The 15507-nt window shown below is 72.9% G+C and carries 12 protein-coding genes; 10 read left to right on the forward strand and 2 right to left on the reverse strand.

Annotated elements, in window-relative coordinates; genetic code table 11:
* Positions 1-103 precede the first annotated feature (103 nt).
* Complete coding sequence (locus tag IG64_RS27450) at positions 104-1489, reverse strand: polysialyltransferase family glycosyltransferase (RefSeq protein ID WP_037861037.1); 1386 nt, start codon at positions 1487-1489, stop codon at positions 104-106.
* Positions 1486-2463, reverse strand: coding sequence for a glycosyltransferase family 2 protein (locus IG64_RS27455; protein WP_037861038.1), 978 nt, complete (start codon positions 2461-2463; stop codon positions 1486-1488). Before IG64_RS27455 ends, IG64_RS27450 begins: the two co-directional genes overlap by 4 nt.
* 199 nt (positions 2464-2662) lie before the next feature.
* Between IG64_RS27455 and IG64_RS27460 the strand changes: the two genes are divergently transcribed.
* From IG64_RS27460 to IG64_RS27505, 10 genes are all read left to right on the forward strand, one after another.
* Positions 2663-3991, forward strand: a complete 1329-nt coding sequence (locus IG64_RS27460; RefSeq protein ID WP_037861039.1) for a DUF6716 putative glycosyltransferase — start codon at positions 2663-2665, stop codon at positions 3989-3991.
* A 32-nt stretch (positions 3992-4023) separates the two neighbouring features.
* Entirely contained in the window at positions 4024-5514 is a 1491-nt protein-coding gene (locus IG64_RS27465; protein WP_037861041.1) for an N-acylneuraminate cytidylyltransferase, read from the forward strand.
* A gap of 12 nt (positions 5515-5526) precedes the next feature.
* Positions 5527-6465, forward strand: coding sequence for an N-acetylneuraminate synthase family protein (locus IG64_RS27470; RefSeq protein WP_037861043.1), 939 nt, complete (start codon positions 5527-5529; stop codon positions 6463-6465).
* 52 nt (positions 6466-6517) lie between these two features.
* Positions 6518-7711 carry a hypothetical protein gene (locus tag IG64_RS27475; protein ID WP_037861045.1) on the forward strand — a complete coding sequence of 398 codons (1194 nt, stop codon included), beginning with the start codon at positions 6518-6520 and terminating at the stop codon, positions 7709-7711.
* Between the two features lie 261 nt (positions 7712-7972).
* A complete protein-coding gene (locus tag IG64_RS27480) occupies positions 7973-9235 on the forward strand; it encodes an amidohydrolase (protein WP_037861049.1) in 1263 nt (420 codons plus the stop codon).
* Between the two features lie 633 nt (positions 9236-9868).
* Entirely contained in the window at positions 9869-10927 is a 1059-nt protein-coding gene (locus IG64_RS27485; RefSeq protein ID WP_037861051.1) for a BMP family lipoprotein, read from the forward strand.
* A 208-nt stretch (positions 10928-11135) separates the two neighbouring features.
* Positions 11136-12662 carry an ABC transporter ATP-binding protein gene (locus tag IG64_RS27490; protein WP_420709997.1) on the forward strand — a complete coding sequence of 509 codons (1527 nt, stop codon included), beginning with the start codon at positions 11136-11138 and terminating at the stop codon, positions 12660-12662.
* Positions 12659-13789, forward strand: a complete 1131-nt coding sequence (locus IG64_RS27495) for an ABC transporter permease (RefSeq protein ID WP_037861055.1) — start codon at positions 12659-12661, stop codon at positions 13787-13789. The genes IG64_RS27490 and IG64_RS27495 overlap by 4 nt, the downstream gene beginning before the upstream one ends.
* On the forward strand, positions 13786-15072 hold the full coding sequence (locus IG64_RS27500; protein ID WP_037861056.1) for an ABC transporter permease: 1287 nt from the start codon (positions 13786-13788) through the stop codon (positions 15070-15072). Before IG64_RS27495 ends, IG64_RS27500 begins: the two co-directional genes overlap by 4 nt.
* Complete coding sequence (locus tag IG64_RS27505) at positions 15069-15473, forward strand: cytidine deaminase (RefSeq protein ID WP_037861057.1); 405 nt, start codon at positions 15069-15071, stop codon at positions 15471-15473. Before IG64_RS27500 ends, IG64_RS27505 begins: the two co-directional genes overlap by 4 nt.
* Positions 15474-15507 lie beyond the last annotated feature (34 nt).

A 15507-nucleotide genomic window follows, 5' to 3' on the forward strand; every position in this document is an offset into this window, starting at 1 on the left:
GGCCACCTCGGCGGCGGGCGCCCTGTTCCTGGGCTTCGCGGTCAAGCTGTCGCTGGCCGGCGCCTAGAACGGTGGCCGGCGCCTGGCGGCGGTCGCCGGCCCGTCAGCGGCCCGCCGCCCGTCCCAGTGAGCGGGCGCGGCGGGCCACCCTCCGTACCGTCGCGTTGCGCGGTATGAAGGCGAGTTGCTGCGGGACACCGCCGGGCAGTGCCAGCGCGGTCAGCCGGCGGCGCTTGAAGTAGCGCCGGGCGTGCGTGCCGAGGTGCGCGGCGAGGTACCGCTCGGCGGCCGGGCGCAGACCCGGGTAGATCTTCGGCTGCATCGCGTAGGAGACGGCCCGCACCAGCTCGCCCAGCGCTTCGGCGGCCGTGTCCCCGCCGCGGGCGGCGGGAGACCCGGGGACGGCGTCCCGCCCCTGCTCCGCGGTCACCGCGGCACCGCCGGCCAGGACCGCCAGGTCCGGCAGCAGCGCGTCGACGATCGTCACGGGGACGCGGTTGCTGTTCTCGTACGGTGTCAGCCGCTCCAGCAGGGCGCCGGTGCCGGTCCGGGCGACCGGGAGCCCGTACAGCGCCGAGGCGGTGAGCAGCGCGGTGGAGAAGCAGCCGACGACCAGGGCGGGGCGTATCCGCTGGTACAGCACCTCGGCGAGGACGGGTGTGGCGAGCACCGTGAGTTCGGCGCCCAGCTTCCCGGCCTCCTGCTCCAGCGCCCGCGACCAGCGGGCGGGCGCCGAGGGGTGGGGTTTGAAGACGACGCGGGTGTGGCCGAGCGCGACGGCGCCGCGCAGCATCCGCACGTGCAGCGCCTCCTCCTCCTCGGCGGTGAGGATGTCCAGCGCGCTCAGGTACTGGCCGAGCAGCAGGGCGGGTTCGGCGGGCAGGTCCGGCAACGCCTCGCCCGTGTCCGCGAGTTCGGCCAGCACCTTGAGGAAGGCGTCCGTGGGGACGAGCTGCGGCACCACCCCGAACTCGGTGAGCAGCACCGGCCGCAGGCCCGGCACCAGGTCCAGGTGGAGCAGGCGGTCGATGCGGGTGCCCACCAGCGGGTCGATCTTGCTGCGGGTGGGACCGTAGCTCATCAGGCCGTCGGCGTAGACGGTGACGGGCGCGCCGGTGAAGATCTGGCAGACGGCGAGCGCGGGGTTGACCTGGATCGACTCGACGGCCAGTTCCACGGCGTCCTCGCCCAGGTCCCACAGCAGTCTCAGGTGCCGTTCCCACAGCGGCACGTCGTCCGGGCGCGGGGCCCAGCCGCCCGGGTGGAAGGGGGAGACGGCCTCGTTCCACGACACCACGTCGTCGAACCGTTCCCGCAGCCGTTCGAAGCCGGGCAGCTCGTCCACCGGCGCAGTGGTCTCCGGCGTCGCCGTGTTGTTGCAGACCACCAGGATGCGGCGGTCGGCGGGGCCGAAGCAGTCGGCGTCGAGGGCGGCGGCGAGGGTGGCGGTGCCGTACAGCGTCGACGCGAGGAAGATCCGGGTGGTCACGCGGCGGCCCCCGAGCCGGCGGGGCGGCGGCGCAGCCGGCGCAGCCGGGTGGCGCGCTGGACGTCCATGGAGTCCAGCGCCTCGTCCAGCACGCCCTGCGGCATGCGGCGCAGGGCGCGCGCGCTGAGCGACTTCAGTTTCCGTGCCACCGCCGGTTCGAACCTTTCGATGGAGCCCAGATGGTGGGCGATGATCGCGCAGTACGTACGGACCGCCTTGGGCAGCAGCAGGGCCGCCTCCCGGTCCCGGGCCGTCTCCTCGACGACCTGGTCGAACGCGCGGATGAAGTCCAGTTGGCGGACATCGCCGATCTGGGTGAGCGAGGAGGCCACCCCCCGCCGGTAGTGGACCCCCAGCAGGCCGGTCACGGCGAAGGACTCCGCCTCCCGGTGCAGCTTCCAGATCCACGGCCGGTCCTCGGCCGTGCGCAGCCCGTCGGTGAAGTGCAGCAGCCCCCGCTCCCGCAGCCGCCGGTGGTAGACGCCCGCCCAGGCGTAGGGGTAGTCCACCGAGGTGGAGCGGTCGGCGGGCAGGATCGCCGCCCGCGGGTCGAGCACCACCCCGCGCCGGCCGTGCGGCACCCGGTGGACGCTGCGCGCCCGGCCGGTGCACTGCACGTGGTCGGCGCGGACGAAGTCGCAGCCCAGCTCCTCGATCACGGCGAGCAGCCGCGGGTAGTAGCCGGGGGCCAGCCAGTCGTCGCCGTCCAGGAACGTCACGTACTCGCCGCGCGCCCGGTCGATCCCGGTGTTGCGTGCGGTCGCCAGCCCTCCGTTCTCCTCACGCCGGACGAGGACGGCACCGGGCAGTTCACGTTCCGCGCGCGCGAGAATGTCCGGGGTCTCATCGCGTGAACAATCGTCGACGAGGACGAATTCGAAGTCGTCACGCGCGTTCGCACGCAGACTCTTCAAGGTGTCGGGTGCGTATTGCTGCACGTTGTAGAACGGCACGATGACGGAGAGCTTGACCACGTGTGCGACGTTAGGGCGCGGGCCCCGGTCCCGTCTTTACCTGGAGTTTGACCGCGAGTGAACGACACGTGGCGATGCCGTGAACCGGGCTTTCCGCGGCCTGTCCCCGGCGCCGGTTCCGCATTCGGCGGTGTGCTGTTAACCGTTTGTTGCATTCGGGTTGGGCGGGACCTAGGAATGCCTTCCTAGCGTCTGCGACGTGCCAGCAAGTGCAACGAAAACCCTGCGGGTCGCCGTTCTCGCGGATTCCGACACCCGGTGGAAATGGGGCGCGCTCACCGCGCAGCGCGTCGCCCCCGCCGGTGCCGGGATCCGGCTCGACGGCTACCTCCTGCGGGGCCGCGCCACCCCCACCGCCCGTCAGCTGACGGAGGTCGGCGTCCGCGCGGACTCGCTCCGCGAGGTGACCGCCGTCGAGTTCCTGCGCGCCATGGCCCCCGGCGCGGCGGGCGAGGAGCCCTGCGACGTCCTCGTGCTCGCCCTCGTGGGCGGCGGCGTGCAGGCGGTGCTGCACGGACTGAAGCGGGCCTGGCAGGGCGCCGGCCGGCGGCCCGTGGTCGTCACCGGGTACGTCGGCGTCGTCTACGAGAAGCTCGCCGACGGTCTGCTGCTGCGGCACGGCGCGGACCTGGTGCTCGCCAACTCCCGCCAGGACGCGGAGCGTTTCCGCGCCGTCTACGAAGGCGTGGGCGCCGACGCGTCCGCGGTCACCGAGGTGGCGCTGCCGTTCCTCGGCGGCGCTGCCTACACCGGCGCGCACGATCCGTACACCGTGGTGTTCGCCGCGCAGCCCTCCGTCCCCGAGAGCCGCCGGGACCGTGCGTACCTGCTGGAGCGGCTGATCCGGCACGCCCGGCTGCACCCCGGCCGCGAGGTGCTGCTCAAGCTGCGCTCCCGGCCGGGCGAACACACCACCCACATCGAGGAGGTGCCGTACCAGAAGCTGGCGCAGCGGGCCGCGCTGCCGCCCAACCTGCGCCTGGTCTACGGGCACATGGGGGAGGTGCTCGACCGCACCGACCTGCTGGTGACGGTCAGCTCCACCGCCGCCCTGGAGGCGCTGCACCGCCGGATCCCCACCGTCGTCCTCACCGACCTCGGGGTGCGCGAGACGCTCGGCAACCACCACTTCACCGGGTCCGGCTGCCTCGCCTCCTGGGACCAGCTCGACGCCGGACACCGCCCGGTGCCCGAGGAGGACTGGGTGGCCCGGCAGGGCGTCGCCACCGGCGGTTCCTACGCCACCGCCTTCGACACGGCCCGGGAGCGCATCGGCGAGCTGCTCCGGGCGCCCGGCGGTCTGCCCGCGCTCGACCCGTACTACACACCCGGGACCGCGCCCGGCTACCTGCCGGGCCTCCTCGCCCGCCACCACCTGGGACCCGACGGCGCGCCGCTGCCGGGGGCCCCGGCCGCCGACCGCGGCCCCGGACCGGTCCGGCAGATCGTCCGCCGGGCCGCCCGCGGCGCCTACCGCCACGGCGTGCAGCGCGTGGCGCCCGTCATCCGGCGGATGGGGGAGCTGTGAGCCGCCCGACCCCACCTCAAGGAGCAGATGTCATGTCCCACCCGGAAGCGGGCCAGGGCGCCCCGGTACGCCGTGTGCTCGCGGTGATACCCGCGCGCGGCGGCTCCAAGGGCGTGCCCGCGAAGAACCTCGCCCCCGTGGGCGGTGTGCCCCTGGTGGCGCGTGCGGTGCACGCGTGCCGGGCGGCGCGGTCCGTGACGGACGTCGTGGTCTCCACCGACGACCCGGCCATCGCGGCGGCGGCGCGCGAGGCCGGCGCCGAGGTCGTCCTGCGGCCGGCCGCGATCGCGGGGGACACGGCCACCTCCGAGGCGGCCGTCCTGCACGCGATGGACGCCCACGAGGCGCTGCACGGCGCGCGGGTGGACGTCGTGCTGCTGGTCCAGTGCACCAGCCCGTTCCTGACCCGCGAGGACGTCGACGGGGTCGCCCGCGCGGTCGCCGAGACCGGCGCGGACACCGCGGTGACCGTGGCACCCTTCCACGGGTTCCTCTGGCGGGACGCCGGGGAGACGGTGGATGCCCCGGGCCCGGCCGACGCGAAGATCCGCCGCGGACCGGGCGGCGGGACCGGTGCTGTGGGCGCGCCCCATGGTGTCGGTGGGGCCGGCGGTGTCACCGGGACTGTCGGTGTCGCCGGAGCCGCCGGTGTCAGCGTGACCGGTGGTGCGGCCGCCGTGGCCGTCGCCGCACCGGCCGACGGGGCGGCACCGGGCGACGGCCCTGTACCGGCCGCCGTGGCCGGCGGCTACGGCGTCAACCACGACAAGTCCTTCCGGCCGCGCCGCCAGGACCGCCCGCAGGACCTGCTGGAGACCGGCGCCGCCTACGCGATGGACGCCGCGGGCTTCCGCACCCACCGGCACCGCTTCTTCGGCCGTACCGAACTGGTGCGCACCGACCCGGCGCGCGTGCTGGAGATCGACGACCCGCACGACCTCGCCCGCGCCCGTGCTCTCGCGCCGCTGTTCGACGCGGACCGCCCCCCGGCCCCGGGCACCGGCCGGGCGGCGCGGACCCCCGGCGGCGCCCTGCCCACCGCCGAGGACATCGACGCGGTCGTGCTCGACTTCGACGGCACCCAGACCGACGACCGGGTGCTGATCGACTCCGACGGACGCGAGTTCGTCTCCGTGCACCGCGGGGACGGCCTCGGCGTCGCGGCGCTGCGCAGGAGCGGCCTGCGCATGCTGATCCTGTCCACGGAGCAGAACCCGGTCGTCGCCGCCCGCGCCCGGAAGCTGAAGCTCCCGGTGCTGCACGGCATCGACCGCAAGGACCTCGCCCTCAAGCAGTGGTGCGAGGAGCAGGGCATCGCCCCCGAGCGTGTCCTCTACGTCGGCAACGACGTCAACGACCTCCCGTGCTTCTCCCTTGTCGGCTGGCCCGTGGCGGTCGCGAGCGCCCACGACGCCGTCCGCGGCGCCGCCCGCGCGGTCACCACCGTCCCCGGCGGCGACGGCGCCGTCCGTGAGATCGCCGGCTGGATCCTCGGCCCCTCCCTCGATTCCCTCCCCCAGTAAGGAAACCCCCTCATGAGCACCAACTCCCGCCTGCGCACCTTCGGTTCGCGCGAGGTCGGCCCCGGCAGGCCCGTCTACATCTGCGGCGAGATCGGCATCAACCACAACGGTGAGCTGGAGAACGCCTTCAAGCTCATCGACGTGGCCGCCGAAGCCGGCTGCGACGCCGTCAAGTTCCAGAAGCGCACCCCGGAGATCTGCACCCCCCGCGACCAGTGGGACATCGAGCGCGACACCCCCTGGGGCCGGATGACCTACATCGACTACCGCCACCGCGTGGAGTTCGGCGAGGACGAGTACCGCCAGATCGACGCGTACTGCAAGGAGAAGGGCATCGACTGGTTCGCCTCCCCGTGGGACACCGAGGCCGTCGCCTTCCTGGAGAAGTTCGACGTCCCCGCCCACAAGGTGGCCTCCGCCTCGCTGACCGACGACGAGCTGCTGCGCGCCCTGCGCGCCACCGGCCGCGCGGTCATCCTCTCCACCGGCATGTCCACCCCGAAGCAGATCCGGCACGCGGTCGAGGTGCTCGGCTCCGACAACATCCTCATGTGCCACGCCACCTCCACCTACCCGGCGAAGGCCGAGGAACTGAACCTGCGCGTGATCAACACGCTGGAGAAGGAGTTCCCGAACGTCCCGATCGGCTACTCCGGCCACGAGACCGGCCTGCAGACCACGCTCGCCGCGGTCGCCCTCGGCGCCGCCTTCGTCGAGCGCCACATCACCCTGGACCGGGCGATGTGGGGCTCCGACCAGGCCGCCTCCGTGGAGCCGCAGGGCCTGACCCGCCTCGTCCGCGACATCCGCACCATCGAGGCCTCGCTCGGCGACGGCGTGAAGAAGGTCTACGACTCCGAGCTGGGCCCGATGAAGAAGCTGCGCCGCGTCACCGGTGCCGTGGCCGAGGCGGAGATCGCCGCGGCGGCGGGCGAGCCGGTCGCGGTGTGAGGCCGAGCCCGTCCCGCCCCTCACCCTCACGCGACGGAACGGTCGTACGCCGATGAGCCCCCGCGCCGGCACCGCCGGCCCCGCTTCCCCCGGCTCCCCGCCCCCCACCCGCACCCTCGCCTTCGTCGAGAGCCCGGTCCAGCTCCTGAACGTCCTGGAGTGGGCGCACGCGCACGGCCTCTCGGCCCCGGCCCGGCGCCCGGCCACGGAGGACGGCCACAGGCCGCCGGACGCGTCCGCCGGGCCCGCCCGCGACCTGCTCACCCTCGTCGTGCTGGCCCCCACCGACCCGATGACCCGGGGCCAGCTGCGGCGCATGGCGGAGCTGGCCCGGGACGAGGGGCACGAGGTGCGGTGGGAGGAGGCGCGGGGCGGGGCGTCGGCGCCGTTCCAGACCGTCGGCGGGCTGGCGGGGGAGCTGCGGCGGGCGGAGCGGGTGGTGATGGGGGACCCGTTCTCCCGCTACGTGCAGCTGCTGCTGACGATCACGAAGGCGCGTGACCTCGTGGTCGTGGACGACGGCACGGCGACCATGGAGTTCACCGCCCAGCTCAGCCGCGGCGAGCGGCTGGTGCGCTGGCACCGCAAGGGCGGCCGGCCCGGCCCCCGGGACCTGCTGTTCGCCCCGGTGTCCGCCGCCGCCCGCCGCCGCCTCGCCCCCGGCGCCGGCCGGGGCGGGCGGCGGGTGGAGGTCTTCTCCTCCATGCCGATCGACGCCGTCCCGGACGGGGTGAGCGTCACCGCGAACCGGTTCGTGTGGACCCGGGCCCGTTTCGGGCCGCCCCGGGTCACCGCCGGCGCGGACCTCGTGGGCACCTCGCTGGTCGAGACCGGCGTGGTGGACGGCGACCGCTACCTCGCCGCCGTCCGCGCGCTGGCCGGGGCGCACGGCGCCACCCGCTACTTCGCGCACCGCCGCGAGAGCGCGGAGAAACTGCACCGCCTGGCGGTGGAGACCGGACTGGAGGTGGTCCGTCCCGAGCTGCCCCTGGAACTCATAGCCCGCCGCGGCCCCATCGGCCGTACGGTCCTCAGCTTTCCCTCCACGGTCGTGCACACGCTGCCGCTCGCCCTGGCCGGCACCGACGTCCGCGTGGCCGTCTGCGACATCGACCCGAGCTGGCTGACGGCGACGGCCTCGCCGCGCGCCGAGGGCTTCCTGTCCGGGGTGACCGGCACGGCCCGCGACGTGCACCGCGTCACGGGCGCGGCCCTGCCCGACCGGACGGCACCCCGGGCCCCGTAGCGGTCGGCGTCCGGGGACCGCCGGGCCGCCGGAACGTCCAGCAGGCGAACATTTCGGGCGTGATCCGGACGGTACGTGGTATGTCTGGAGGAAAGAACAAAAGACGTACCCTCGGCCGGTCAAGACGGGCGAGTGTACCCATCCCCGCCGACACCTATGCGCCGACGGTCGGTCATTCTTTCCCCTGACGGGCTGAACTTTTGTTGATCGAGGGGTAGTTGACCGGTCCGGCGTCATACCCTTCAGAGGGTGAACCAGCTGATGTCCCCAGAGTCCGAGGCCGACCATCCCGCGGAGACCGCCCTTCCCGGCACCCTGCCGGAGGCACTGTTCGCCGAGCTCGTCGCGTTCCGCCGCGACCTGCACATGCACCCCGAGCTAGGCAACCAGGAGTTCCGCACCACCGCCGCGATCAAGGCGCGGCTCGAGAAGGCGGGACTCAGGCCCCGCGTGCTGCCCTCCGGGACCGGGCTCGTCTGCGACATCGGCAGGGAGCCCGGCGACGACACGGGCATCGGGGAGGACGCCGGGGACGGCGACGGCGCCCGCGACATGCTCGCGCTGCGCGCCGACATCGACGCGCTGCCGATCCCGGACACCAAGAGCGAGTCCCCCTACCGCTCGACGGTGCCCGACCGCGCCCACGCCTGCGGCCACGACGTGCACACCACCGTCGTGCTCGGCGCCGGACTGGTCCTCGCCGCACTGCACCGCGAGGGTCTGCTGCCCCGGCCCGTGCGGCTGGTCTTCCAGCCCGCCGAGGAGGTGCTGCCCGGCGGTGCCGCCGAGGCGATCAAGGCCGGCGTGCTCAGCGGCGTGAGCCGGATCATCGCCGTGCACTGCGACCCCCGCGTGGACGCCGGGATGATCGGCCTGCGCCAGGGCGCCATCACCTCCGCCTGCGACCGGCTGGAGGTCTCCCTCGACGGCCCCGGCGGACACAGCGCCCGGCCGCACCTGACGACCGACCTGGTCACCGCCGCCGCCCGCGTCGTCACGGACGTGCCCGCGCTCGTCGGCCGCCGGATCGACACCCGCGCCGGGCTCGCCGTGACCTGGGGGCGGATCGAGTCGGGCCACGCCCCCAACGTCATCCCGCAGCACGCCGAGCTGGCCGGCACCGTGCGCTGCCTGGACATCAACGCCTGGCGGCACGCCCCCGACATCGTGGTCGCCGCGATCGACGAGGTGGCCAACCTGCACAAGGCCAAGTCGGAGATCAACTACGTGCGCGGGGTGCCGCCGGTCGTCAACGAACCGGTGGTGACCGAACTGCTGCGCGAGGCCATGACGGCGCGGCGCGGCCCGGCCTCCGTGGAGGGCACCGAGCAGAGCCTGGGCGGCGAGGACTTCTCCTGGTACCTGGAACACGTCCCCGGCGCCATGGCCCGCCTCGGCGTCCGCACCCCCGGTGAACGCACGCTGCGCGACCTGCACCAGGGCGACTTCGACGCCGACGAGTCCGCTATCAGGGTGGGCGTGGAACTGTTCACGGCGGCGGCACTGCTGCACCCGGCACACTGAACGGCCGCGCCCGCCGCACGGGACGGGTGCGCCGGCGCGCTGAGCGGGCGTGTCCGGCTCAGCGGGCGGGCGGCGCGCGGCGCGGGTGGGCCGACGCACCGAGCAGCCGCAGCCGGACCACTGAGCGTGCGCGCGCCCCGGTCCGCTGCCCCGCACCGGACGGCGCGGGCGCGCCGCCCGACGACGCACGCGCGTACGGAGCGACGCCGGCGCACCGGCCGCCGCCCCGGACCCGGCCGCACGGGCGATGCCGCGCCGCGCGCCTCGGCCGGTGCCGCCTCGCGGCACGCGCCTCGGCCGGTGCCGCCTCGCGGCCCGGGGCCGTGGGGCCGGTGCCTCCCGGCGCCCCCGCCGCTGCGGCGACGGCGGTTTCCGGCCACGGTGGTACCGCCCGGCGACGGCCGGCGGCCGCTCCCCGGGCGGGCCCGGAACCGGTGCGCCACATGCGCGGGACCCGGCGTTCAGACGCCGTTTGCCTCGAATCGATAACGGCTTTGGAAGAGGTCTTTTTCTGACATCTACGCGCGTTACGATGCCGAGGCCGACGCCGCCAGGGCGTCTCGGCTCGAGCACCGCAACGGTGCTCACATCAAGCGCCGACACGGCGCTCAGGTCAGGTGAAGGAGCCTTCCCGTGCGCCGGGTTGCCAAGCTTTCCGCTGCGTGTATCGCCTCCGCAGCACTCGCACTGACTGCCACCGCCTGTGGCAGCACCTCCTCCGACAGCTCCAGCTCGTCCTCGTCCTCGGGCGACGGCGGCAAGGGCGTCAAGATCGGTCTCGCCTACGACGTCGGCGGCCGTGGTGACCGGTCCTTCAACGACTCCGCCGCGCGCGGTGCCGACAAGGCCGAGAAGGAGTTCGGCGGTTCCGTCAAGGAGCTGACCGCCAAGACCTCCGACACCGAGGCCGACCGCGAGCAGCGTCTGTCGGACCTGGCGGACGCGGGCTACAACCCGATCGTCGCCGTCGGTTACGCCTACGCGCCGTCCATGACCAAGGTCGCCGCGAAGTACCCGAAGACCACCTTCGGCATCGTCGACTCGGTCGTGAACGGCAAGAACGTCGACAGCATCACCTTCACCGAGGAGCAGGGTTCCTACCTCGCCGGTGTCGCGGCGGCGCTGAAGACGAAGAAGGACCACGTCGGCTTCATCGGCGGCGTCGACGTCCCGCTGATCAAGAAGTTCGAGGCGGGCTTCGTCCAGGGCGTCAAGGAGACCAACCCGAAGATCAAGGTCGACACCCAGTACCTGTCCCACGGCTCGGACACCTCCGGCTTCGCCAGCCCCGACAAGGGCAAGGAGGCCGCGCAGGGCATGCTCGACAAGGGCGCCGACGTCATCTACACGGCGGCCGGCTCCTCCGGCAACGGCGCGATCGAGGCCGTCAGCGGCGCCAAGGGCGCCTGGGCCATCGGCGTGGACTCCGACCAGTTCAACATCCCGGGTCTGGCCAAGTACAAGAACTCGATCCTGACCTCGGTCGTCAAGAACGTCGACGTCGGCGTCTACGACCTCATCAAGTCCGTGCGCGACGCCAAGCCGCTGACGGGCAACAACGTCTACTCCCTCGCCAAGGAAGGTGTCTCGCTGTCCACCAGCGGCGGCTTCCTGACCGACATCCAGCCCAAGCTGGACGCCGCGAAGAAGAAGATCGTCGACGGTCAGACCAAGGTCAAGGCCACCCCGTGACCTGACGGTCCCGGTCGGTCGTCGGATCTCGGCTCGGCGGGGGGTGCCCGCTTCGGCACCCTCCGCCGAGCCATAACAATGTGTCAACTCTACGCGTGTAGCACCGAGTTGCCGCGCTAGCGTCGCCGACGCCTGCCCTCCCCTACGCAGCCCCTTCCCCCGAGGAGAGTGCGCCATCAACGCGTCCAGCCCTCCCGCTGCCGTCGAACTGCGCGGCATCACCAAGCGTTTCCCCGGCGTCGTCGCCAACCGCGACATCGACATCACGGTCCGCGCGGGCACCGTCCACGCACTGTGCGGTGAGAACGGCGCCGGCAAGTCCACCCTGATGAAGATCCTCTACGGCATGCAGCAGCCGGACGAGGGCACCATCACGGTCAACGGTGAACAGGTCGTCCTCAGCAATCCGGGTGACGCCATCGCCCGGGGCATCGGCATGGTCCACCAGCACTTCATGCTCGCCGACAACCTCACCGTCCTGGAGAACGTCGTCCTGGGCGCGGAGAAGCTGCACGGCATCGGCGGCCGGGCCCGTGCCCGGATCAAGGAGATCTCCGACGCGTACGGCCTGGGCGTCCGCCCGGACGTGCTGGTGGAGGAGCTGGGCGTCGCCGACCGCCAGCGCGTGGAGATCCTCAAGGTCCTCTACCGCGGCGCCAAGACCCTCATCCTGGACGAGCCGACCGCTGTGCTCGTGCCGCAGGAGGTCGACGCGCTCTTCGACAACCTGCGCGAGCTGAAGGCCGAGGGCCTCACCGTCATCTTCATCTCCCACAAGCTGGGCGAGGTGCTCTCCGTCGCCGACGACATCACCGTCATCCGGCGCGGCACCACCGTGGGCACGGTCGAGCCGAGGGACACCACCCCCCGCCAGCTCGCCGAGCTGATGGTGGGCAGCGAACTGCCCACCCCGGCGACCGAGGAATCCACCGTCACGGACGTCCCCCTGCTCACCGTGGACGGCCTGCGCCTGACGCAGACCGACCTGGACGGCGTCGAGCGGGTCATCCTGGACGACGTCTCCCTCACCATCCGCAAGGGCGAGGTCCTGGGCATCGCCGGCGTCGAGGGCAACGGCCAGTCCGAGCTGGTCGAGGCGATCATGGGCATCCGCAGGCCCGACACCGGCACCGTCACGCTCGACGGCACCGACATCTCCCACACCTCGACCCGCGGCCGCCGCCAGGCCGGCATCGGCTACGTCCCCGAGGACCGCCACCGCCACGGCCTGCTCCTGGAAGCGCCGCTGTGGGAGAACCGCATCCTCGGCCACGTCGCCGAACGGCCCAACTCGCGCGGCGCGCTCCTCGACATCAAGGCCGCCCGCGCCGACACGGAGCGCATCGTGCGGGCCTACGACGTCCGCACCCCCGGCATCGAGGTCACCGCGGCCTCGCTGTCCGGCGGCAACCAGCAGAAGCTGATCGTCGGCCGCGAGATGAGCCACGACCCCAAGCTGCTCATCGCCGCCCACCCCACCCGCGGTGTGGACGTCGGCGCGCAGGCGGCCATCTGGGACCACATCCGCGAGGCCCGCCGCGAGGGCCTGGCCGTGCTGCTGATCTCCGCGGACCTGGACGAGCTGATCGGGCTCTCCGACACCCTGCGGGTGATGTACCGCGGACGCCTGGTCGCCGACGCCGACCCCGCCACGGTCACCCCCGAGGCGCTGGGCTCCGCCATGACGGGTGCCGCCGCCGGCCACCTGGAGCAGACAGAGGACGACGTGCGATGAACAAGCTGACCTCACGCATCGACAAGGAGCGGCTGCTCCTCGGGATCGCGGCACCGCTGCTGGCGGTCGTCGCCGCGCTCGTCGTCACCACGCTGGTGATCCTCGCGACCGGCAAGAACCCCGCCGACGCGTTCAGCGACATGATCACCTACGGTTCGGCCAGCGACAGCCAGGTCTACATCCTGAACAAGGCGACGACCTACTACCTGGCAGGCGTCGCGGTGGCCGTCGGCTTCCGGATGAACCTGTTCAACATCGGTGTGGACGGCCAGTACCGGCTCGCCGCGTTCGTGGCCGCCGTCCTCGGCGGCGCGCTGAGCGCGCCCGGCTGGATCGCCGTCCCGCTGATCATCCTCTGCGCGATGGCGACCGGCGCCCTGTGGGCGGCCGTCGCCGGCATCCTGAAGGTGACCCGGGGCGTCAGCGAGGTCATCGCGACCATCATGCTGAACTCGATCGCCACCGCGGTCATCGCCTACCTGCTCCAGCCCGGCAAGCTCGGCGAACTCCAGCAGGGCGGCACCCTCGTCTCCACCAAGCCGCTGCCGAAGTCCTCGTACTTCTTCGGCTTCGACACCGGCGCGGCCGGCGAACTGTGGGGCTTCATCGTCATCGCCGCGCTCGTCGGCGTCGCCTACTGGTTCGTGCTCGGCCGCACCCGGTTCGGCTTCGACCTGCGCACCGTCGGCCAGTCCGAGAGCGCGGCCGCCGCGAGCGGCGTGTCGGTGAAGAAGATGGTCGCGACCAGCATGGTCATCTCGGGTGCCGTGGCCGGTCTGATCGGCATGCCGACCCTGCTCAACGACAGCCACCAGTTCAGCAACGACTTCCCGGCGGGCATCGGCTTCACCGGCATCGCCATCGCGCTGCTCGGCCGCAACCACCCGGTCGGCATCGCGCTCGGCGCCCTGCTGTGGGGCTTCCTGGAGCGCACCACGAACCACCTGGAGTTCCAGGGCTACGACAAGGAGATCCTCGGCGTGATCCAGGGCGTCATCGTCCTGTGCGTCGTGATCGCCTACGAGGTCGTCCGCCGCTACGGCCTCAAGCGCCAGCAGCAGCGGGTCGGCGCCGAACTCGCCGCCCAGGCCATCGCTCCGAAGACGAAGCAGGAGGTGGCGGGATGACTGCCACGATGACTGACGCGCCGCCGCCCGTGGCGCCCAAGGCGGACAACGGCTCCCGGCGGTCGGGCCGCTCCTTCGGCCAGATCCTCATGCTCGTCGCGGGCGCCCTGCTGCTCGTGGCCGCCGTCCGGGTGATCACCGGCGCCGACCAGCTCGACTCCGCGGGACAGGTCGGCGCCGCACTCGGCCTCGCCGTCCCGATCGGCCTCGCCGGCCTGGCGGGCCTGTGGTCCGAGCGGTCCGGCGTGGTCAACATCGGCCTCGAGGGCATGATGATCCTCGGCACCTTCGGCGCGGGCTGGGTCGGCTGGCAGTCCAGCCCGTGGCTCGGCCTGCTGTGCGGCATCGGCTTCGGTGTCCTCGGCGGTCTCGTGCACGCGGTGGCGACCGTCACCTTCGGCGTCGACCACATCGTCTCCGGTGTCGCCATCAACCTGCTGGCGCTCGGCGCCACCCAGTACCTCGCCAAGCTGTTCTTCGCCGACGGCAAGGCCGCCGACGCGGGCGGCAACCCCAAGCAGTCCCCGCCCGCGGACGCCCTGCCGCACGTCACCGTGCCCGGCCTCTCCGACGGCCTCGCGTCGCTGGAGAAGCACCACTGGTTCCTGGTCTCCGACCTCGCGGGCATCATCGGCGGCCTGGTCACCAACCTGTCCGTGGTGACGATCCTGGCCGTGCTGCTGTTCGCCGGCAGCTGGTGGGTGCTGTGGCGCACCCCGTTCGGTCTGCGGCTGCGCTCCTGCGGCGAGAACCCGGTCGCCGCCGAGTCCCTCGGCGTCAACGTCTACACCTACAAGTACGCGGCCGTGGCCGTCTCCGGCGGCCTGGCGGGCCTCGGCGGCGCCTTCCTGGCCCTGGTCACCTCCCACACCTACCTGGAGGGCCAGACCGGCGGGCGCGGCTACATCGGCCTCGCGGCGATGATCTTCGGCAACTGGCGTCCCGGCGGCCTCGCGATGGGCGCGGGCCTGTTCGGCTTCTCCGACGCGCTGCAACTGCGCAACGGCGGCGAGACCGTGCACGCGCTGCTGCTCCTGCTGGTCGTGCTGCTCGCCGCGCTGGCCGGCTGGAAGCTGTACCGCAAGGCGCTGGTGCAGGGTGTGGTCAGTGCCGTCATGGCCGTACTCGTCCTGCTGTGGTACCTGTTCACGGACGAGGTGCCGAGCGACTTCGTCGGCGCCACCCCGTACGTCGTCACCCTGCTGGTGCTGTCGCTGTCGGCGCAGCGGCTGCGGATGCCCAAGGCGGACGGACTGCGCTACCGGAAGGGACAGGGCAAGTGACCCGCGAGGCGGCGGCCGTCGACTGGGCGGCCCTGCGCGAGCAGGCGCGGGCGGCGATGACCCGGGCCTACGCCCCCTACTCGGGCTACCCGGTCGGCGTCGCCGCCCTGGTCGACGACGGACGCACCGTCACCGGCTGCAACGTCGAGAACGCCTCCTACGGGATCGGCCTGTGCGCCGAGTGCGGTCTGGTCTCGCAGCTGCAGAACACCGGCGGCGGCCGGCTGACCCACTTCACCTGCGTGGACGGCAACGGCGACATCCTCGTGCCGTGCGGGCGCTGCCGCCAGCTGCTGTACGAGTTCGGCGGGCCGGACCTGCTCCTGGAGACCCCGGCGGGCATCCTGCCGCTGTCCGAGATGCTCCCGCAGGCCTTCGGGCCGGACCATCTCGCCAAGTAAGCCCGGTGCGGCCCCCCGGCGCCCACCGCGGCGC

Origin of the sequence: Streptomyces sp. NRRL S-340, from assembly GCF_000720185.1 — a bacterium.
Classification (GTDB): domain Bacteria; phylum Actinomycetota; class Actinomycetes; order Streptomycetales; family Streptomycetaceae; genus Streptomyces.